This is a genomic window from Mycobacterium sp. NPDC006124 (genome assembly GCF_040614235.1).
Taxonomy (GTDB): domain Bacteria; phylum Actinomycetota; class Actinomycetes; order Mycobacteriales; family Mycobacteriaceae; genus Mycobacterium.
Genome location: NZ_JBEXUA010000002.1, coordinates 527,627 through 544,948, shown reverse-complemented (window position 1 = coordinate 544,948; position 17,322 = coordinate 527,627). Strand labels below are relative to the sequence as shown.

The following is a 17,322-nucleotide window of genomic DNA, read 5'->3' as shown; positions in this document are numbered from 1 at the left end:
CGGCGTCGGTGTCCTCGGCCTAGACCACCACCCCGGGCACCGGCGGGTTCTGCGCGGCGTCACACGACTCCAGGTCGCACAGACACCGCAGGCGGTCCCAGCCCTGACCGATGGCCCCGTAGGCGTCGGCGCGACGTTGAGCCCTGGTCCGCGGATCAGCAGAACACACCGTCGCGGCGAACAGATCCAGGCGGGCGGTGAACGCCTTGGCGTCGGTGACGAACACCGAGGCAAGCACACTGGCCAACCCACTGCCGTCCTCGATGCTCATCTCCACCGAGCGGTCCCGGGCCTTGGTCTGCGTGCGACGCACCGCGTGCGGGTCGACCGATGCGACCACCGCGTCGACCGTCTTGTCCAGGGTGGCCACCGACATGGGCTCGCGGGTGCTCAGCGCTTCGGCCAATCGTCGGTCGAGTTCATGCAGCGCGTCGGGGTCGATCACCAGCGCCCCGCGTTTCACGACGGTCCGGACCACCTCGTAGGTGATCAGTCCCTGGGCGAACACCGCGGCCACCCGGGGGAACCGTTCGTGCAGGGAGACCGCGATCAGCAACCGGTGGGCCGCTGCGCCGGGGGTGATGGACAACGCCGCCCCGACGTGGGCGGCGACGGCGTCGAAGTCGTCCACACACCACTGATCCCGACTCGCCGACCCGGAGGCGGCGTAGGCCTCCTCGAGCATCGCGGCCATCGCTGCGACCCGCCGCGCGCAGGCCGCAGCCTCCACCCGGGCCCACGCCGACGCCGCCCCGGCACCCGAGGTGCCAGTCGTGGCATCCACCAAGACGTCGAACACGTGTTCGATTCTATCGGTGGCCACCGACGTCGGACACCCCGATGACGCAAGCTGTGGATGAATCGGCAGCCTGTGCACAACCAGGGCTCACGGACCGAAAACGTCAGTGCCTCATGGCATTCGAGGCTGTGCCAGCCGGCTCAGGCGAGCTGGTCGGCGATCGTGGACTCCGCCAACTGTGACAGTCCCTCGCGAATGTGCCTGGCCCACATCGAGCCAATGCCGTCCACCGACTGCAGATCGTTCGCACTGGCGGCGAGCACGCCCTGCAGCGACCCGAAGGACCGAACCAACAGGTCGACGTGGGCGAACTGCAGCCGCGGAATGCCGGCCATCGCACGGTAGCCACGTGAACTCATTGCCGAATCCTGCGCTTCGAGAGTCGAGGGATAACCGAAAACCCTTGCCAAAGCAGTGAAGTCGAGCAGTTCATTGTCGCTCAGAGTGTCCAGCTCGTCCAGCGTCGCGAGGACCTGCGCGGTCGAGGGTGGGTCGGGGTTGGCGTGATAGTCCCGGGCAATCAGCTCTCGAGCAGTGTCGTTGTCCCCGACGAGTTCCTCGAGCTGCAACTTGAGCTGACGGCCGTTGGTGCCGAGTTCGACCACGTCGGCGTCGATTTCGAGACTGATCCGGCGCACCATCTCCAACCGCTGCACCACGGTCATGACGTCGCGCAGCGTCACGAAGTCCTCGATCTCGGCGGTGGAGAGCTGCCGGTTGACCTCGTCGAGCCGCGTCTTGTACCGCTCCAGGGTGGCGATCGTCTGGTTGGCCCGCGACAGGATGGTGGCAGAATCGGGGACCACGTGACGTTCACCCGCCACGTAGACGGTCACGATGCTCATCGAATGGCTAACGGAGACAACGGGATAGCCAGTTTGCACGGCGGTGCGCTCGGCAGAGCGGTGCCGGGTGCCGGATTCGTCGGTGGGAATCGACGGGTCGGGAACGAGCTGGACATTGGCCCGCAGGATGCGGGTGCCGTCGCTGGACAGGACGACCGCCCCGTCCATCTTCGACAACTCGCGCAGCCGCGTCGGCGCGTAGGCGATGTCGAGGGCGAACCCGCCGTCGCAGATGGCCTCGACCGAGTCGTCGAAGCCCAGCACGATCAGCGCACCGGTACGGCCGCGCAGAATGCGCTCGAGACCGTCGCGCAACGCCGTCCCCGGTGCGAGCTGGCCGAGGGTTTCACGCAGCGTCGGTCGAGCGAGTTGGACGACGTTGCCGCGCCCGCCCCTGGCTGCTTTCACGGCCATCACCCCTCCTAGCGTCGGGCGCCATTGTCCCTCACATTGTCGGCAATGTTCCTGAGCACCCGCAAGGCGCCGGAGATGTTGTCGGCCGACTGCACCGTCAGACCGGCGGGCACGTCGGTGACCCCCGGCGGCACGACCGCGCACGTGAATCCGAGCCGCGCCGCCTCGGCCAGCCGGCGGTCCATGCCCGTCACCCGGCGCAGGTCGCCTGCGAGACCGACCTCCCCGATGGCCACCACCGTCGTCGGCATCGGTATGTCGGTGTAGGCCGAGGCGATCGCCAGGGCCACCGCCAGATCCGAGGACGGGTCGGTGAGCCGCATGCCGCCGACGGTCGACAGGTAGATGTCGTTCTGCCCGACGTTGAGGCGGGCGCGCTTCTCCAAGACGGCGGTGATCATCGCCGCGCGGGCGGAGTCGATACCGCTGACCGCCCGCCGTGGATTACCCGCCGACGCCGATCCGATGAGCGCCTGCACCTCGCCGATGAGCGGCCGCTTGCCGTCGAGGGTCACCGTCACCGAGGTGCCGGAGACCGGTTGCGGCCGCTGGTCGAGGAACAAGCCCGACGGGTCTGCGACACCCTCGATGCCGTTGTCGTGCAACAGGAAACAACCGACCTCGTCGGCTGCGCCGAAACGGTTCTTGACCCCGCGCACCATGCGCAGCGCCGAGGAACGGTCACCTTCGAAGTGCATCACGACGTCGACGAGGTGCTCCAAGGAGCGGGGCCCGGCGATCGCGCCGTCCTTCGTCACGTGGCCGACGAGGATGATCGCCACCCCGGTGGTCTTCGCGGCCATCGTCAGCGCCGTGGTGACCGCGCGGATCTGGGTGACGCCGCCGGTCACTCCGTCGGCCTCGGTGGTCGACATCGTCTGCACCGAGTCGACGACGATGAGCGACGGCTTCACCTGGTCGATGTGGCCGAGGGCGGTCTGCAGGTCGGATTCGGCAGCGAGGTACACCTCGTCGTGCGTGCAGCCGGTGCGTTCCGCACGGAGCCGGATCTGTCCCGCCGACTCCTCGCCGGACAGGTACAGCGCGCGTCGACCGGACTGCGCCCAACGGTGGACGACCTCGAGGAGCAGCGTCGACTTCCCGACGCCCGGATCGCCGGCGAGCAGCGTCACCGAACCCGGGACCAGACCGCCGCCGAGCACACGGTCGAGTTCGTCGACGCCCGTGGGGAAGTGTCGGGTGGTGCCAGGGTCTATCGAGGTGATCGGGACGGCGGGCGAGCTGGGTGCCACCGCGCGGTTGGTCCCCGTCCCCGCGATCGGGGTGAGGACGGCGATCTCGTCGACGGTGCCCCAGCTGCCACAGTCCGGGCATCGTCCGACCCACTTCGCGGTGACGTGCTGGCACTCCGAACAACGGTGCTGCGAACGTGCCTTGGAACCGACCTTTGCCACCAGCCGACCGTATCGGTCGGCACCGACAGAACGGCGGTGGTGATGCTCAGTGGCCGCCCGTGTCGGTTTCGGCACCCGCCTCGACGGCAGGCTCGCGACGCGGCGCCTCACCAGCTGAGATCGGGACGTTGATCTGCGTCTGGCCCGACCGCTGGAACGTGAAGGTGAAGGGGTAGTTGATGCCGTTGGTGATGGGCTTGGTCAGCTGTACGACGGCCTCGACCGAGTCGGCGCCCTCGGTGGCGTCCAGGGCGCTCGGGGTGCCGTCGGGCGTGCCGACGATCAGGGTGCCGCCGGCGGGAACCCGGGGGTTGCCGGTGACGGTCACGGTGCCGATGTCGGATGTCACCGACACCAGTCGGTCCTCGTTCTCGGCGGACTCGTTGACCGCCACGAACAGCAGTTCGGCCTGGTCGCCGGGCCGGACGAAGTCGGTGGTCTGGGGCGCCCGCAGGTGGACGTTGCGCAGCGCGATGCCCGAGGTGGGGTCGCCGACCCAGGCAAGCGTGCCGTTGACGGCGGGCTGCTGCGACGCGGTCTGCGAAATCTGGCCTGCACTGCAACCGGACAGGACGACTGCGGCGGACAGGCCGCACGCGGCCAGTGCGACCACGGAAGTCCGCGATTTCGAGAGCGTCACTGAAGCCTCCTGCTCGGCGACGGGACGACGGTGACGTGCATCCCGAGTGTCGACTATGCAGAGTAGTAGGTGGCGGGGAGCGGCGGAAGCCGAGGGCCACCGACGGGCTCGTCGACCCCGCACCGAAAGGGTCTGGCCGGCCGGCGGATCGGTCGCCCGAGGTTTGCCGACTAGTCCGCCCGTTGCACGGATTCACGACCGTGTCAACCCCTAGTCTTCGGTCGCGGTGCCCCTGACCTGCAACGTTGCGCGACACCCGTCAGGGCCCCGTGCTAACATTGGGTTGTGAAAGGGGCTCTAATCTGATGATTTTCAAGGTCGGAGACACCGTTGTCTATCCACACCACGGTGCTGCATTGATCGAGGCGATCGAAAGCCGAACCATCAAGGGCGAGCAGAGGGAATACCTCGTCTTGAAGGTTGCGCAGGGCGATCTCACCGTTCGAGTTCCTGCTGACAACGCCGAGTACGTCGGGGTCCGCGACGTCGTCGGACAGGAAGGCCTGGACAAGGTCTTCCAGGTGCTTCGCGCCCCGCACACCGAGGAGCCGACCAACTGGTCGCGTCGGTACAAGGCGAACCTGGAGAAGCTGGCCTCCGGTGACGTGAACAAGGTCGCCGAGGTCGTCCGCGACCTGTGGCGTCGCGATCAGGAACGCGGCCTGTCCGCAGGCGAGAAGCGCATGCTGGCCAAGGCCCGGCAGATCCTCGTCGGCGAGTTGGCCCTGGCCGAGAACACCGACGAGGAGAAGGCCGAAACCATCCTCGACGAGGTCTTGGCCGCCGCTTCCTGACGTTCCGGTCGCACCCCGGCGGTGCGGCAATGAACGCTCGCCTAGAGCAATGACCATCAGAATCGGTCTTGGCACCGACGTACACCCGATCGAAGCAGGGCGGCCGTGCTGGCTGCTGTGCCTGTCGTTCGAGGACGCCGACGGCTGTGCTGGGCATTCCGACGGGGACGTCGCCGCGCATGCGCTGTGCGACGCCCTGCTCAGCGCAGCCGGCCTCGGTGACCTGGGCTCCGTCTTCGGCACCGACCGTCCCGAATGGCGTGGCGTCGACGGGGCCGCCATGCTCCGTCACGTGCGCGGCCTCCTGTCCGACGAAGGGTTCCGGGTCGGCAACGCGGCCGTCCAGGTCATCGGCAACCGGCCCAAGATCGGTCCGCGCCGCGTCGAGGCGCAACGGGTGTTATCCGAGCTGCTCGAGGCTCCGGTCTCGGTGTCGGCGACCACCACCGACGGACTTGGCCTGACGGGCCGCGGCGAAGGTCTGGCCGCGATCGCGACGGCATTGATAGAGGTTGACGAGCGGAGATGACGGTTGAGGACTGACGGGCCGGTAAGCTGGCCCGTCGTGACCGTTCAGCCCCTGCGAATTCACGACACCATGACGGGTGTGGTGCGTGACTTCGTGCCTCAACGCGAAGGTCACGCGTCGATCTATCTGTGTGGCGCCACCGTTCAGGGCCTGCCACACATCGGCCACGTCCGCAGCGGCGTGGCGTTCGACGTGTTGCGTCGTTGGCTGACCGCCAAGGGTTTCGACGTCGCCTTCATTCGCAACGTCACCGACATCGACGACAAGATCCTCACCAAGGCCGCAGACGCGGGCCGACCGTGGTGGGAGTGGGCGGCGACCTTCGAGCGCGCCTTCAGCTCCGCATACGACGCGCTCGGTGTGCTGCCGCCCTCGGCCGAGCCGCGCGCGACCGGCCACATCACCCAGATGGTCGAGCTCATCGAGCGACTGATCTCGGCGGGACACGCCTACCGCGACACCCGAGAAGGCGGCGCCGACGTCTACTTCGACGTGCTGAGCTACCCCGACTACGGTCAGCTCTCCGGTCACCGGATCGACGACGTGCATCAGGGCGAGGGCGTCGCCACCGGCAAGCGCGACCCGCGGGACTTCACGCTGTGGAAGGGCGCCAAACCTGGCGAACCGTCGTGGCCGACGCCATGGGGTCCCGGTCGTCCCGGATGGCACACCGAGTGCGTGGCGATGTGCGAGACCTACCTCGGCCCCGCGTTCGACATTCACGCCGGTGGCATGGATCTGGTGTTCCCGCATCACGAGAACGAGATCGCCCAGGCTCGGGCGGCCGGTGACGGTTTCGCGCAGTACTGGATGCACAACGGCTGGGTCACCATGGGTGGCGAGAAGATGAGCAAGTCCCTCGGCAATGTCTTGTCCATTCCGGCTGTGCTGCAACGGGTTCGGGCCGCCGAGCTCCGTTACTACCTCGGCTCCGCGCACTACCGGTCGATGCTGGAGTTCTCCGAGACGGCTCTGCAGGACGCGGTGAAGGCCTACACCGGCATCGAGGACTTCCTCCATCGAGTGCGCAACCGGGTGGGTGCGGTCGTGCCCGGGGACTGGACCGAGAAGTTCGGCGCGGCTCTCGACGACGATCTGGCGGTCCCCGCTGCGCTGGCCGAGGTGCACGCCGCGCGGGCCGAGGGCAATCGCGCTCTCGACGCAGGCGACCACGCCACGGCGATGACGCACGCCAGGTCGATCAGGGCGATGATGGGAATCCTCGGCTGCGACCCCCTCGACGAGCGGTGGGAGTCGCGCGACGAGACGTCGGCGGCACTCGCCGCGATCGACGAACTCGTGCAGTGGGCCCTCGCGGGTCGCGCCGAAGCCCGCGACCAGCGAGACTGGGCGAAGGCCGACGAGATCCGCGATCGACTCAAGGCGGCGGGCATCGTCGTCACCGACACCGCCGACGGACCACAGTGGGAACTCGGCGACGGGAGCAAACAGTAATGGCAGGCAACTCCCAACGACGCGGAGCGGTACGCAAGGCGGGCACCAAGAAGGGGCCGACGACCGGTTCCGGTGGGGTGCGCCGTCGCGGTCTGGAGGCCAAGGGCGCCACCCCGCCGGCCAGCGCGCGTCCGCACCACCCCGCGGGCAAGCGCGCCGCGGCAGCGGCCCGCAAGGACCAGGGCCGGCACAAGAAGACCGACGAGACCGAGGTCGTGCTGGGCCGCAATCCCGTCCTGGAGTGCCTGCGTGCCGGCGTACCCGCCACGGCGCTGTGGGTGATGCTCGGAGCCGAGGCCGACGAGCGCCTGACCGAATCCGTCCAGCGTGCGGCCGACAAGGGCATCTCGATCCTCGAGGTGCAGAAGCACGACCTGGACCGCCTCAGCGCCAACGGTCTGCACCAGGGCATCGCCCTGCAGGTGCCGCCGTACAACTACGCCCATCCCGACGACCTGCTGCGGGCGGCGCGGGCCGATTCGACGCCCGCGCTGCTGGTGGCGTTGGACAACATCTCCGACCCCAGGAACCTGGGGGCGATCGTCAGGTCGGTCGCCGCGTTCGGCGGCCACGGCGTGCTGATCCCGCAGCGTCGGTCGGCGTCGGTGACGGCCGTCGCCTGGCGTACCAGTGCGGGCGCTGCCGCGCGGCTTCGCGTCGGACGGGCCACCAATCTGACTCGGACCCTGCAGAGCTGGAAGGACGAGGGCCTGCTGGTGGTGGGTCTGGACGCCGGTGGTGACACCCAACTCGACGAACTCGACGCAAGCGGTCCGATGGTCGTCGTGGTCGGCTCCGAGGGCAAGGGCCTCTCGCGACTGGTGCGGGAGAACTGCGACGCGATCGTGTCGATCCCGATGGCGGGGCCGACGGAGTCGTTGAACGCCTCGGTGGCCGCGGGTGTGGTGTTGGCCGAGATCGCTAGGCAGCGGCGCTAGTCGTCTGCTTGGTCTCCGGCATGAACACCGCATAGAGCACCAGGCCCACGGCCGCGACGGCCGCCAGCGTCCAGAACGCGATCGTGTAGCCCTCGGCGACGATGATGAACCCGGCCACCGTCGCACTCAAGGCGGCGCCGAGGCCCTGCACCGTCGCGACTGCACCCTGGGCGACGTTGAATCGGCCCGTGCCGCGGGTCAGGTCGGCGATGACGATCGGGAACAGCGCGCCGAAGATTCCCGCCCCAATGCCGTCGAGGGCCTGGACGGCCAGCAGCCAGGCCGCGTTGTCCGAGACGGTGTAGAGCAGGCCGCGCAGCGTGAGCACCGCGAACGCCACGAGGAAGATCGGCTTGCGGCCCCAGCCGTCGGCCTTGCGTCCGACCACGATCGCGACCGGCACCATGACCAATTGGGCGGCCAGAATGCACATCGCGACCAGCGAGGTGGCGCTGTCCTTGCCGACCACCCGGGTCAGCAGCTGGCTGACCGAGGTGAGCATCGCCGCGTTGGCGAGGTGGAACGTGAAGGCGATGATCGCGAAGATCAGCAACGGCCGGTTGGTCACCAGCGTCGTCCATGCGCCGACCGACGCACCGCCGTCGTCGTCGGGGGTGAGGCCCCGGGCCAGTTCGTCGTCGATCTCGTCGCCACGGATCCGGGAGGTGGCCACCACGCTGAGCACGGCCAGCACACCCATCAGCCAGAACACCACCACCGGGCCCATGGACCACGCCAACAGCGCGGCGACGCCCGCGGCAGTGGCGTTGCCCGCGTGGTTGAAGGCCTCGTTGCGGCCAATCCTCGGGGCGAACATCTTCGGGCCCATCAGGCCCAGGGTGACCGCGGCGATGGCCGGCGCGAAGACCGCCGCGGCGAGGGATGCCACCGACTGGCTGATGGCGATCAGGGCGAACCCGCTCACGAACGGAAGGATCACCGAGCTGGCGGTGACGGCCAGGGCGGCGACGATGATGATCCCTCGCCGGTTCTTCACGCGGTCGATGAGGACGCCCGCCGGAGTTTGGGAGAGCAACCCGACGATGCCGGCGATGGTGATGACCGTTCCGACCGTGGCCTCGTTCCAGCCGTGCTCGGGTCCGCGGACCGCGAGGAGATAGATCGCGAGGTATGGCCCCAGTCCGTCGCGGACGTCGGCGAGGAAGAAATTGACGGCGTCCAGCGCGCGTAGCGACTGACGTGACGGCATCACGTGGGTCGTCAACGTTCACCTCGTTCGGGTCGGGAGTGCAGGAGCAAACTATCGCACCCCGGTGCGTCCGATCCCGACCCGCACCCGGTGTCCCGAAGTCGTCAGATTCCGACCAGCTGGCGCCCGGGTTCGCCGGACGTGGCCGTCAGCTCCACGGGTCGGCGCGCTCCCAAAGCGACGGAAGGTGCAAAGCCACACCGTCTTCGGCGGCCAGCCTGGTCAAGGTCCGCATCGACGCGTCGAGGTCGTCACCGGCGTAGGGCAGTGCGCGCAACGGCTCGTGCAGCGGACGGAAGAAGTCGTCCCAGTGGACGAGGACGACCCGCCTGGCGCCGACGGTGCGGACGGTTTCACTCCAGTAGTCGACGACGTACCGCTCCGGCTGCAGACCCAGCTGTCCGACACCCAGGTGGACGACCTCGGCCCGCTGCCCCCGCAGGGCGCCGGGGACGAAGCCCGCGCTGCCGACCACCAGAAGGCTCCGTCCCGACGGGCGATGGCGGATCAGCGTCGACCAGGCCTCACCGCACCGGTACGCCGAGGCGCGCACCGGCGGAGTCACCGGTGCGTCGATCACACCGGGGAAGCGGTCGGGCGGGCAGTGCGAGCCCTCGACGAGGGTTACCTCGAATGATCCCAAGGAGATTGGTTCACCTGGCGTCGCGACGACGAGCTGGTCGTCGGTCAGCCCGGCGCCACGGCCCAGGTGGACGGCCGAGATGCCGCCGACCAGCTTTGCCCCGGTGCGCTGGGCCACCACCGCAGAGTCCATGGCGTGGTCGAAGTGGGTGTGGACGGGCAAGACGGCCTCCAGGCGCTTCACGCCCAGACGGGCCAGGCAGCCGTCGACGCGTGGCAACGAGGGGGCGATTCTTCGCGTGCCCACCGCGAGAAGTCCTGGACGAGAGAAGAATCCGTCGGTCATCACGGCGGATTGCCCGTCGCCGACGAGCAGTGTGGTGACGCCGGCCCACGTCACGGTCAACGGCGAGGACGAGGTGGCGGCGGGTTGGTCGAAGAAATCGCGGTAGTCCAACAGATTCGGCCGGCCGAGCCTGAGCCTCATCCGGTGAACGCCCTCAGCATCACGCCGTCGGCGCTCAGGCGCGCCCGAACCGCTGTCGCGCTGCGTACCGCACCGGGTGAATCACCATGTACGCAAATCGATTCCGCGGTGATCGCGACAGTCGACCCGTCGACGGCCTCGACCGTCCCGCTGCCGACCATCGCGGACACCCGGGCCGCGATGGCGGAGGCATCGGTGAGGACGGCGCCGGGCTCACGCCGGGAAACCAGGCTGCCCTCGGGTGTGTAGGCGCGGTCGGCGAAGACCTCGGACACCGTGCGAAGGCCCAGTGCATCGGCGGCGGTGAAGAACGCGGACCCCGACAGCCCCAGCACGGGCAGGCCCGGGTCGACGGCGTGGACGGCCGCCGCGACTGCGGCCGCTTGGCCTTCGTCGTGGACGATCGTGTTGTACAGCGCGCCATGGGGTTTGACGTAGCTCACGGTGGATCCGGCTGCGGTGGCGAGGGATTGAAGGGCACCGATCTGGTAGACCACGTCGGCGGTGAGGTCCTCGGCGGTCGCGTCGATGTAGCGCCTGCCGAAGCCGGCGAGGTCGCGGTAGCTCACCTGCGCGCCGATCCGCACGCCTTGGCGGGCCGCGGCGCGGCACACCCGCAGCAGGCCGGCGGGATCGCCGGCATGGAATCCGCACGCCACGTTGGCGCTCGTGACGACCTCGAGCATGGCGTCGTCGTCACCGAGTGTCCACACCCCGAAGCCCTCGCCGAGATCGGCGTTGAGGTCGACGGTCACGGTGGACACGGCGTCGAGCCTACGGCGGGTGACGTTTCCCAGGCGTTCTCCGTGACGAATTCGTGCAACGGCCGCGCATGCGTCCAGTCGTCGATCTCGAGTGCGGGCCGGTCGGGAAACTCGGGCACCGGGCCGAGGCACAGGATCGCTACCGGCTCGGCGTCGTCCGGCATGGCGAGCAGGGCGCCAAGGTGGGCCGGGTCGAAGATCGACACCCAGCCCATCCCGAGGCCCTCGGCGCGGGCGGCCAGCCACAGATTCTGGATGGCGCACGACACCGAGGCGAGGTCCATGTGCGGCAGGGTGCGGCGTCCGAAGACGTGGCGGTCGCGGTCGTCGCGGAGCGCGACGACCAGCAACTCGGCACAGTCGAGTACGCCCTCGACCTTGAGTCGCAGGAAGTCGTCGCCGCGTGGCCCGAGCGCGGCCGCGGTCCGTAGCCGTTCCTCGGCGACGAGGTCGTGAATTCGGTGGCGCAGACCGGTGTCGGTGACGCGGATGAAGCGCCACGGCTGCATCAGGCCGACGCTGGGCGCGGCGTGGGCGGCGGCCAGCAGCCGGGCCAGCACGTCCTCGGGCACCGTGCCGGGGACGAACCGGCGCATGTCGCGGCGCTCGGCGATGACCCGGTAGACGGCTCGTCTCTCGGTCTCGCTGAACGCGTGCTGCTCGGCCACGCGGGTCAGCGTACGTTCACTCAGGTGAGATCCGAGGTACTGGTCACGGCAACCGAACTCGACGAACTGATCGCCTCCGGCGCACCGCCGAGGATCCTCGACGTCCGGTGGCAGCTGACCGCTCCGGACGGCCGGGCGGATTACGAGGCCGGTCACCTGCCCGGTGCGGTGTACGTCTCGCTGGACGACGAGTTGACCGACCACGACGTCGCCGGCCGGGGCAGGCACCCGCTGCCGTCCGGCGCCGCCTTGCAGGTCGCGGCGCGGCGGTGGGGCATCGGCACCGGCGACGCGGTGGTGGTCTACGACGACTGGAACCGGGCGGGGTCCGCCCGGGCCTGGTGGGTGTTGACGGCGGCGGGGCTGACCGACGTGCGCATCCTCGACGGCGGCCTGGCGGCGTGGACGGCACCGCTGGAGACCGGGATCGTGCGCGCGGAGCCTGGTGACGTCGTGTTCGCTCACCACGATCTCTACGCGGGTGCGCTTCCGACGCTGAGTGCCGACGACGCGGCCGCACTGGGCTCCCGGTTGGCCGACGCGAGGGCGCCGGAGCGCTTCCGCGGAGAGGTCGAGCCCCTCGACCCGGTGGCAGGTCACATCCCCGGCGCGGTGAACGTGCCGTTTACGTCGCTGCTGGACGCCGACGGTGCGTTCCTGCCGACGGCCGAGCTCGCCGACGCACTCGGCGATGCAACCGGTGCGTACTGCGGGTCAGGTGTCACCGCCGCCGTGGCGGTCGCCGCCCTGGCCGTCACCGGCGTGGACGCCGCCCTGTTCCCCGGGTCGTGGTCGCAGTGGTGCGGCGAAACGCGACCGGTCGCTAGCGGCTGACGCGGCGGCGGCTCCCGATTGCCCAGCACAGCAGGAAGATCGCGAAGGAGATCGTGGTCACGAACACCGACACCGGAACGCCGGGGGCGAGTGAGAGCAGGATGCCGCCGACCGCGGAGATCTCCGCGAACACCACTGACGCGGCGATGGCGGCCGGCGGAGAGGTGAAGATGCGGGCCGCCGCCGCGGCGGGCGTGATGAGCAGCGACATCACCAGCAGCGCGCCGACGATCTGAACGCCCTGCGCGGCCGCGACGCCGACCAGCGCGGCGAACACGATGCCCAGCGCGCGCACGGGCACCCCGCGGCCGGCCGCCACCTCGGGGTCGACGGTCGCGAACAGCAGCGGGCGGTAGCTCACCGCGAGGACGGCCACCACCAGCACGGTGATGACGCTCAGCAGCGCCAGACCCGAGTAGCCGACGCCGACGATCTGTCCCGTCAGCAGGGCGAAGCTGGTACCGGTCCGCCCGGGATAGAGGTGGATGAAGAGCACCGCGAGGCCGAGGCCGAAGGCCAGGACGACGCCGATCGCGGAGTCGCGCTCGCGGGTCCGTTGCCCCAGGAAGCCGAAGAGCACGGCGGCCAGCGCGCTGCCGACCAGCGCACCGAGGCCGACGTTGAAGCCGGTGAGCAGCGCGAACGACGCCCCGGTCAGGGACAGTTCGCTGGAGCCGTGCACCGCGAAGGACATCTGCCGCATCACGATGAACGGTCCGATCGCACCGGCGAGCAGTGCCAGCAGCGCCGCCGCGAGCAGCGCCTGCTGGACGAAGTCGCGCCGCAGCAGGTCCGCCGTGACGTCGAAGGCGAACAGCTGCGAGAGCAGTTCGGTCAGACGGTCACCCATGGTGGTGTCCGCTCGCGTGCTCGGAGTTGTCGTGTGGGGTCTCGCAGTGTTCGCCCACGACCACGTACTGCTCGCCGATCTTCACGACCTGGATGTCGGACCGGTAGAGCTCCGAGAGCGTCTCCGAGGTCATCACCTCGGCCACGGTGCCGACGCGGAAGCGACCGTCGACCAGGTAGAGCACCCGGTCCACGTAGGGCAGCACGGGGTTGACCTCGTGGGTGACGAACAGGACGGCGGTGCCGGACTCGCGCCGCCGCTGGTCGATCAGCGAGGAGATCAGCCGGGCGTTGGCCGGGTCGAGGTTGAGCAGCGGCTCGTCGCACAGCAGCAGGGCTGGATCGGTGGCCAGCGACTGGGCGATCCGGACCCGCTGGAGCTCACCGCCGGACATCACGCCGACCGGCAGGTCGCCGAGGTGAGCGCCGTCCACCTGGTCGAGTGCGGTCGCGACGACGGCCCTCTTGGCGGCGCGTTGACGAGGGCCGGTGAGGCCCCACCGGTGCCCGTCGTAGCCCAGGCCCACCAGGTCGCGTCCCCGCAGCGTCAGGTTGCCGTCCATCGAACGATGTTGTGGCACATAGCCGATCCGACCGGAGACCGTGGCGGTGCCGCCGCTGAGCGGCATCTGGCCGAGCAGCACCTTCAGCAGCGACGTCTTGCCGGTGCCGTTGGGGCCGAGCACGGCGATGAACTCGCCGGCGCGCACGTCGAGGTCCAGGCCGGCCCACAGCACGCGGTCGCCGAAGGCGAGGCGGGCGTCGGCCAGTGCGACGACCGTCATCGGGCCACGGCGGGGGCGCGGTCCAATTGGTCGGCGAACTCCTGGACGGTCTTGCGTTGCCAGCCGAGGTAGTCGAGGCCGTCCTGCAGCGTCTCGTCGACGGTGATGACCGGGACTCCGGCCGTGCGGGCGGCGTCCTGGATCTGGTTGGTGACGGGTGTCTCGGTCTGCCGGTTGAGCACGACCGCGGACACGTCGTGTTCGGAGATCAGGTCGAGCATGGCGGCGACGTCGGCCGGTGCGGGGTCGTCACCCTCCTCGACGGCGCTGGCGAACGACGCGGGCGTGCGGTCTGCGATGCCGGCGTTGGCCAGAAGGTAGTGCGCAACGGGTTCGGTCGCGACGACGGCCACCCCGGGATGCTTGCGACCTATCGCGCGTTCGGTCTCGGCGATCGCATCGGCCTGGGCGCCGAACTTGGCCGCATTGTCGCGGTAGGCGGCGGCGTTGGCGGGGTCGTCGCCGGCGAGGTGGTCGGCGATGCTCCCGGCGACGGCCTTGGCGGTCGCGAGGTCGTAGAACACGTGCTCGTTGGCAGGTTGACCGTCCGACGGCTTGGCAGTCAGCGAGTACGCGTCGACTGTGGTGACGTCCGGATGGGCCAGCAGGACGTCGTCGGCCCACTGGTCGTAGTGACCGCCGTTGTAGACGACGAGCGTCGCGTCGGTGATGGCGGCGGCGTCGGACGCGCTCGCCTCATACGAGTGCGGATCGGCCGAGGCGCTGGTCAGGATGGAGTGGACCGTCGCGTGGTCGCCCGCTACCGCGGTCGCGACGCTACCCCAGACGTCGGTCGAGGCCACGACGGTCGGTCGCGAGTCCCGACCCGGGGCGTCGCCGCTCCCGCATGCCGAAGCGACGAGCGTGGTCACGGCGACTGCCAGCGTCAGCACGGATCGGACGAGGTGGCGACGAGACACGACGGATGACTCCCTGACTTTAATGAAAACCGTTTCCAAAATGTTAGGGCATGGGGCCTGCTGACGGCAAAGGAGCCGCCCGCATGGGGTCGCGGCGCGCAGAACCATAGGGGAATCCCCGATGCGCCCGCCCGCCGATTGGGGCGATCATCGGTGCAGACGACGTCGGAAGGACAACGTCGGGCGCGAAGCGGCGAGGGGCATCGGCGGTGAGCAAGATGAAACGCCTCCGATACGCGGGGAGCCTCGCAGCTGCCTTCGGGCTCGGTACGGCGGCGATGATCCACCCGGGCATCGTGCTGGCCGATCCGTCGGCCGAACCGGCACCCGGCGCGTCACAGGTAGAGAGTTTGGGATCGGGGGATCCAGACTCGAAGACGGAGCCCGAGGTGGTGTCGTCCGGGGGGTCGACACCACCTGCGGGGGAGGGCTCTGTCGCTGCCGGGCCGGGGTCGGACGTGTCGTCGGGCCCCGGTCAGGCCTCCGGGTCGGCTGGTTCGACGGGTTCGACGCTCGAGCCCACGCCCGGCGTCTCGATTCGAAGTTCGGGCGGCGCGCTCACCTCGACCGAGTACGACGCGGATCCGGGAAATCCGGAATCGACGACGCCGGTGGACTCGTCGGTCGCCGCGACCACGCCCACCACGCCCACCGCGCCCACCGCGGCCACGCCGACCACCACCGTCGAACCGGTCCCCGTGGTCGAGGCCGTCGAGATCGAGACCCCGGCCACGGCCCGCGTCGCCGCGCGTGGTGAAAGGACCCCGTCGACGGACGTCGATCTGCTCGGCACCGCGTCCGACGTTCTCGCGTCGGCGATGCGGTCTCCCGTGACAGCCGTCGTCTCGATCGTCGGAGGCGCCGTCCGAAACTCGTTCGGCGCCGACGAACGAGCAGTCGTCGGGGGCCGTGGGGAAACCGCGCCGGCGCCCGTCGCCGCCCGCCCGGTGGCCACGTCGCCCGCCGAGGACACCTCCGCGCGGGAACCGATCGCGACCTTCGCCGGCGTCCTGGCCGCGGCATTGGCGCCCTTCGTCCTGCCGGTGCCGGGCAGCCCCGTCGACGCGCCGTCGCTCTGGGCGATGCTCGCCTGGGTGCGGCGTCAATCCGAGGGCGGTCTCGCGGACCGAGGACGGCCCGCGGTCGCCGCGCCGAGGCAGACCGAGATGGTCCTCGCCGACCCCACGGCCCCCCGCGCCGTGGTCGACCGGGTCGACCGGACGACGGGGCGCGTCCAGGGGCACGTCGACCTCGGCGACTCGAACGACGTTGCCCCGCCCACGCATTCGTTGGTCGGCCAACTCGACCGACGGTTGGGCGCCTGCACCGTCGACCCCGACACCGGGCACTGGACGTTCACCCCGACCCCTGCCGCCCGGTTGGCGACCCACCTCGGTGTGGGCGACGGTGTCGTGGCGTTCGCCGTCGGCACGTCCGACGGACGGACGATCGGCGTGCGTGCGCCCGTCGACCCGGCTGAAGCCGTCGTCAGCGGCACCATCGACGTCGGCACGGGGCTGACCTACGGCATGGCGGTCATCGGGGATCGGCTCTACGTGCTCAACGGGTCCGACGACGCAGCCGGCAACGGCGCGGTGAAGGTGGTCGACGCGTCGACCAAGACGGTCATCGGTTCGGTCGAGGTCGGCAGCATGCCCTTCGCGTTGGCCGCCAGTGGCCGGATGCTCTACGTCGGCAACGCCGACGACGGTACGGTGTCGGTGATCGACGCCCGGGCCAACGCGGTCGTCGATGTCGTCGACGTCGGCGCCAACCCGATCGGTCTGGAGGTCACCGACGACCACCTCTACGTCGCCGATCTCGCCGGCACCGTGTCGGTGATAGACCTGACCGACAACACCGAACTCGTCCGCATCCCCGTCGGCGGAGACCCGTTCGCCCTCGCCGCGACCGCCGACCGCGTGTACGTCACCAACTACGGCGGAGGCACGGTCGCGGTGCTCGACCAGACGACCAACACCGCCGACGACGCGGAGACGGCCGGCTATCCGTACTACGCCGCCGTCGTGGGCAAGCGGCTGTACGTCGTCAACGTCGCCACCAACGCGCTGACCGTCGTCGACCGGTCCACCAGCACCGCGGTGGACGTCGCCCCCGACACCCGTGCCCTGGACGCGATCCCGCCGGAGGCGACGCCGGTGGACATGATCGTGCGTGGTGATCGCTTGTACCTGAGCAACATTCACTGTGGCACCGTCACCGTGGTCGACGTCGCCACCAACCGCGCCGTCGAGAACGTCGGGGTCGGCATCCAGCCCGGGCTGATGGCCGCGAGCCGCGACGGTCGCACCGTCTACGTCTCCGACGTCATGGGCGGCACGGTGCGAGTGATCACCAGCGTGCGCCACGCAGCCCAGTCGGCGGCGTGAACTG

General features: G+C 69.7%; 17 protein-coding genes. 6 read left to right on the top strand and 11 right to left on the bottom strand.

Going from position 1 to position 17,322, the window contains the following annotated elements; translation table 11 throughout:
- Window positions 1–19: 19 nt before the first annotated feature.
- The 4 genes from ABZ195_RS06440 to ABZ195_RS06425 all read right to left on the bottom strand — a co-directional run bounded on the left by ABZ195_RS06440 (window position 20) and on the right by ABZ195_RS06425 (window position 4,113).
- A complete protein-coding gene (locus ABZ195_RS06440; RefSeq protein ID WP_355215893.1) occupies window positions 20–799 on the bottom strand; it encodes a DUF222 domain-containing protein in 780 nt (259 codons plus the stop codon).
- A 140-nt stretch (window positions 800–939) separates the two neighbouring features.
- Window positions 940–2,058 carry a DNA integrity scanning diadenylate cyclase DisA gene (disA, locus tag ABZ195_RS06435; RefSeq protein WP_355215891.1) on the bottom strand — a complete coding sequence of 373 codons (1,119 nt, stop codon included), beginning with the start codon at window positions 2,056–2,058 and terminating at the stop codon, window positions 940–942.
- Window positions 2,059–2,066: 8 nt separating this feature from the next.
- Window positions 2,067–3,473 carry a DNA repair protein RadA gene (gene radA, locus ABZ195_RS06430; protein WP_355215889.1) on the bottom strand — a complete coding sequence of 469 codons (1,407 nt, stop codon included), beginning with the start codon at window positions 3,471–3,473 and terminating at the stop codon, window positions 2,067–2,069.
- A gap of 46 nt (window positions 3,474–3,519) precedes the next feature.
- Window positions 3,520–4,113, bottom strand: coding sequence for a hypothetical protein (locus ABZ195_RS06425; RefSeq protein WP_355215887.1), 594 nt, complete (start codon window positions 4,111–4,113; stop codon window positions 3,520–3,522).
- Between the two features lie 305 nt (window positions 4,114–4,418).
- On the opposite strand from ABZ195_RS06425, the gene carD reads away from it, so the two are divergent.
- From carD to rlmB, 4 genes are read left to right on the top strand one after another with little or no spacing between them, the layout of a single operon-like run.
- On the top strand, window positions 4,419–4,907 hold the full coding sequence (gene carD / locus ABZ195_RS06420) for an RNA polymerase-binding transcription factor CarD (protein ID WP_149481142.1): 489 nt from the start codon (window positions 4,419–4,421) through the stop codon (window positions 4,905–4,907).
- Window positions 4,908–4,956: 49 nt separating this feature from the next.
- Window positions 4,957–5,436 carry a 2-C-methyl-D-erythritol 2,4-cyclodiphosphate synthase gene (gene ispF / locus ABZ195_RS06415; protein WP_355215884.1) on the top strand — a complete coding sequence of 160 codons (480 nt, stop codon included), beginning with the start codon at window positions 4,957–4,959 and terminating at the stop codon, window positions 5,434–5,436.
- A 36-nt stretch (window positions 5,437–5,472) separates the two neighbouring features.
- A complete protein-coding gene (gene cysS, locus ABZ195_RS06410) occupies window positions 5,473–6,891 on the top strand; it encodes a cysteine--tRNA ligase (RefSeq protein ID WP_355215882.1) in 1,419 nt (472 codons plus the stop codon).
- A complete protein-coding gene (gene rlmB, locus ABZ195_RS06405; protein ID WP_355215881.1) occupies window positions 6,891–7,829 on the top strand; it encodes a 23S rRNA (guanosine(2251)-2'-O)-methyltransferase RlmB in 939 nt (312 codons plus the stop codon). The genes cysS and rlmB overlap by 1 nt, the downstream gene beginning before the upstream one ends.
- On the opposite strand, the gene ABZ195_RS06400 is transcribed toward rlmB, so the two are convergent.
- The 4 genes from ABZ195_RS06400 to bluB form a co-directional block, all read right to left on the bottom strand.
- Window positions 7,813–9,054, bottom strand: coding sequence for an MFS transporter (locus ABZ195_RS06400; protein ID WP_355215879.1), 1,242 nt, complete (start codon window positions 9,052–9,054; stop codon window positions 7,813–7,815). The genes rlmB and ABZ195_RS06400 overlap by 17 nt on opposite strands.
- 133 nt (window positions 9,055–9,187) lie before the next feature.
- Window positions 9,188–10,108, bottom strand: a complete 921-nt coding sequence (locus ABZ195_RS06395; protein WP_355215877.1) for an MBL fold metallo-hydrolase — start codon at window positions 10,106–10,108, stop codon at window positions 9,188–9,190.
- Window positions 10,105–10,872, bottom strand: coding sequence for a 5-oxoprolinase subunit PxpA (locus tag ABZ195_RS06390; protein ID WP_355215876.1), 768 nt, complete (start codon window positions 10,870–10,872; stop codon window positions 10,105–10,107). Before ABZ195_RS06390 ends, ABZ195_RS06395 begins: the two co-directional genes overlap by 4 nt.
- The gene (gene bluB, locus ABZ195_RS06385; RefSeq protein ID WP_355216110.1) at window positions 10,860–11,549 is read right to left on the bottom strand and encodes a 5,6-dimethylbenzimidazole synthase; all 690 of its coding nucleotides are present in this window, start codon (window positions 11,547–11,549) and stop codon (window positions 10,860–10,862) included. The genes ABZ195_RS06390 and bluB overlap by 13 nt, the downstream gene beginning before the upstream one ends.
- Before the next feature lie 15 nt (window positions 11,550–11,564).
- Here bluB and ABZ195_RS06380 point away from each other — a divergent pair, with 15 nt between their 5' ends.
- On the top strand, window positions 11,565–12,374 hold the full coding sequence (locus tag ABZ195_RS06380) for a sulfurtransferase (RefSeq protein ID WP_355215874.1): 810 nt from the start codon (window positions 11,565–11,567) through the stop codon (window positions 12,372–12,374).
- Here the strand turns inward: ABZ195_RS06380 and ABZ195_RS06375 are convergent.
- The 3 genes from ABZ195_RS06375 to ABZ195_RS06365 are packed head-to-tail and all read right to left on the bottom strand — an operon-like array spanning window position 12,364 to window position 14,928.
- On the bottom strand, window positions 12,364–13,224 hold the full coding sequence (locus tag ABZ195_RS06375; RefSeq protein ID WP_355215872.1) for a metal ABC transporter permease: 861 nt from the start codon (window positions 13,222–13,224) through the stop codon (window positions 12,364–12,366). The two genes, ABZ195_RS06380 and ABZ195_RS06375, sit on opposite strands and share 11 nt — an antisense overlap.
- Window positions 13,217–14,008: a metal ABC transporter ATP-binding protein gene (locus ABZ195_RS06370; protein ID WP_355215870.1), complete on the bottom strand. Its 792-nt coding sequence runs from the start codon at window positions 14,006–14,008 to the stop codon at window positions 13,217–13,219. The genes ABZ195_RS06375 and ABZ195_RS06370 overlap by 8 nt, the downstream gene beginning before the upstream one ends.
- Entirely contained in the window at window positions 14,005–14,928 is a 924-nt protein-coding gene (locus ABZ195_RS06365) for a zinc ABC transporter substrate-binding protein (protein WP_355215868.1), read from the bottom strand. The genes ABZ195_RS06370 and ABZ195_RS06365 overlap by 4 nt, the downstream gene beginning before the upstream one ends.
- 218 nt (window positions 14,929–15,146) lie before the next feature.
- Here ABZ195_RS06365 and ABZ195_RS06360 point away from each other — a divergent pair, with 218 nt between their 5' ends.
- On the top strand, window positions 15,147–17,318 hold the full coding sequence (locus tag ABZ195_RS06360; RefSeq protein WP_355215866.1) for a hypothetical protein: 2,172 nt from the start codon (window positions 15,147–15,149) through the stop codon (window positions 17,316–17,318).
- Window positions 17,319–17,322 lie beyond the last annotated feature (4 nt).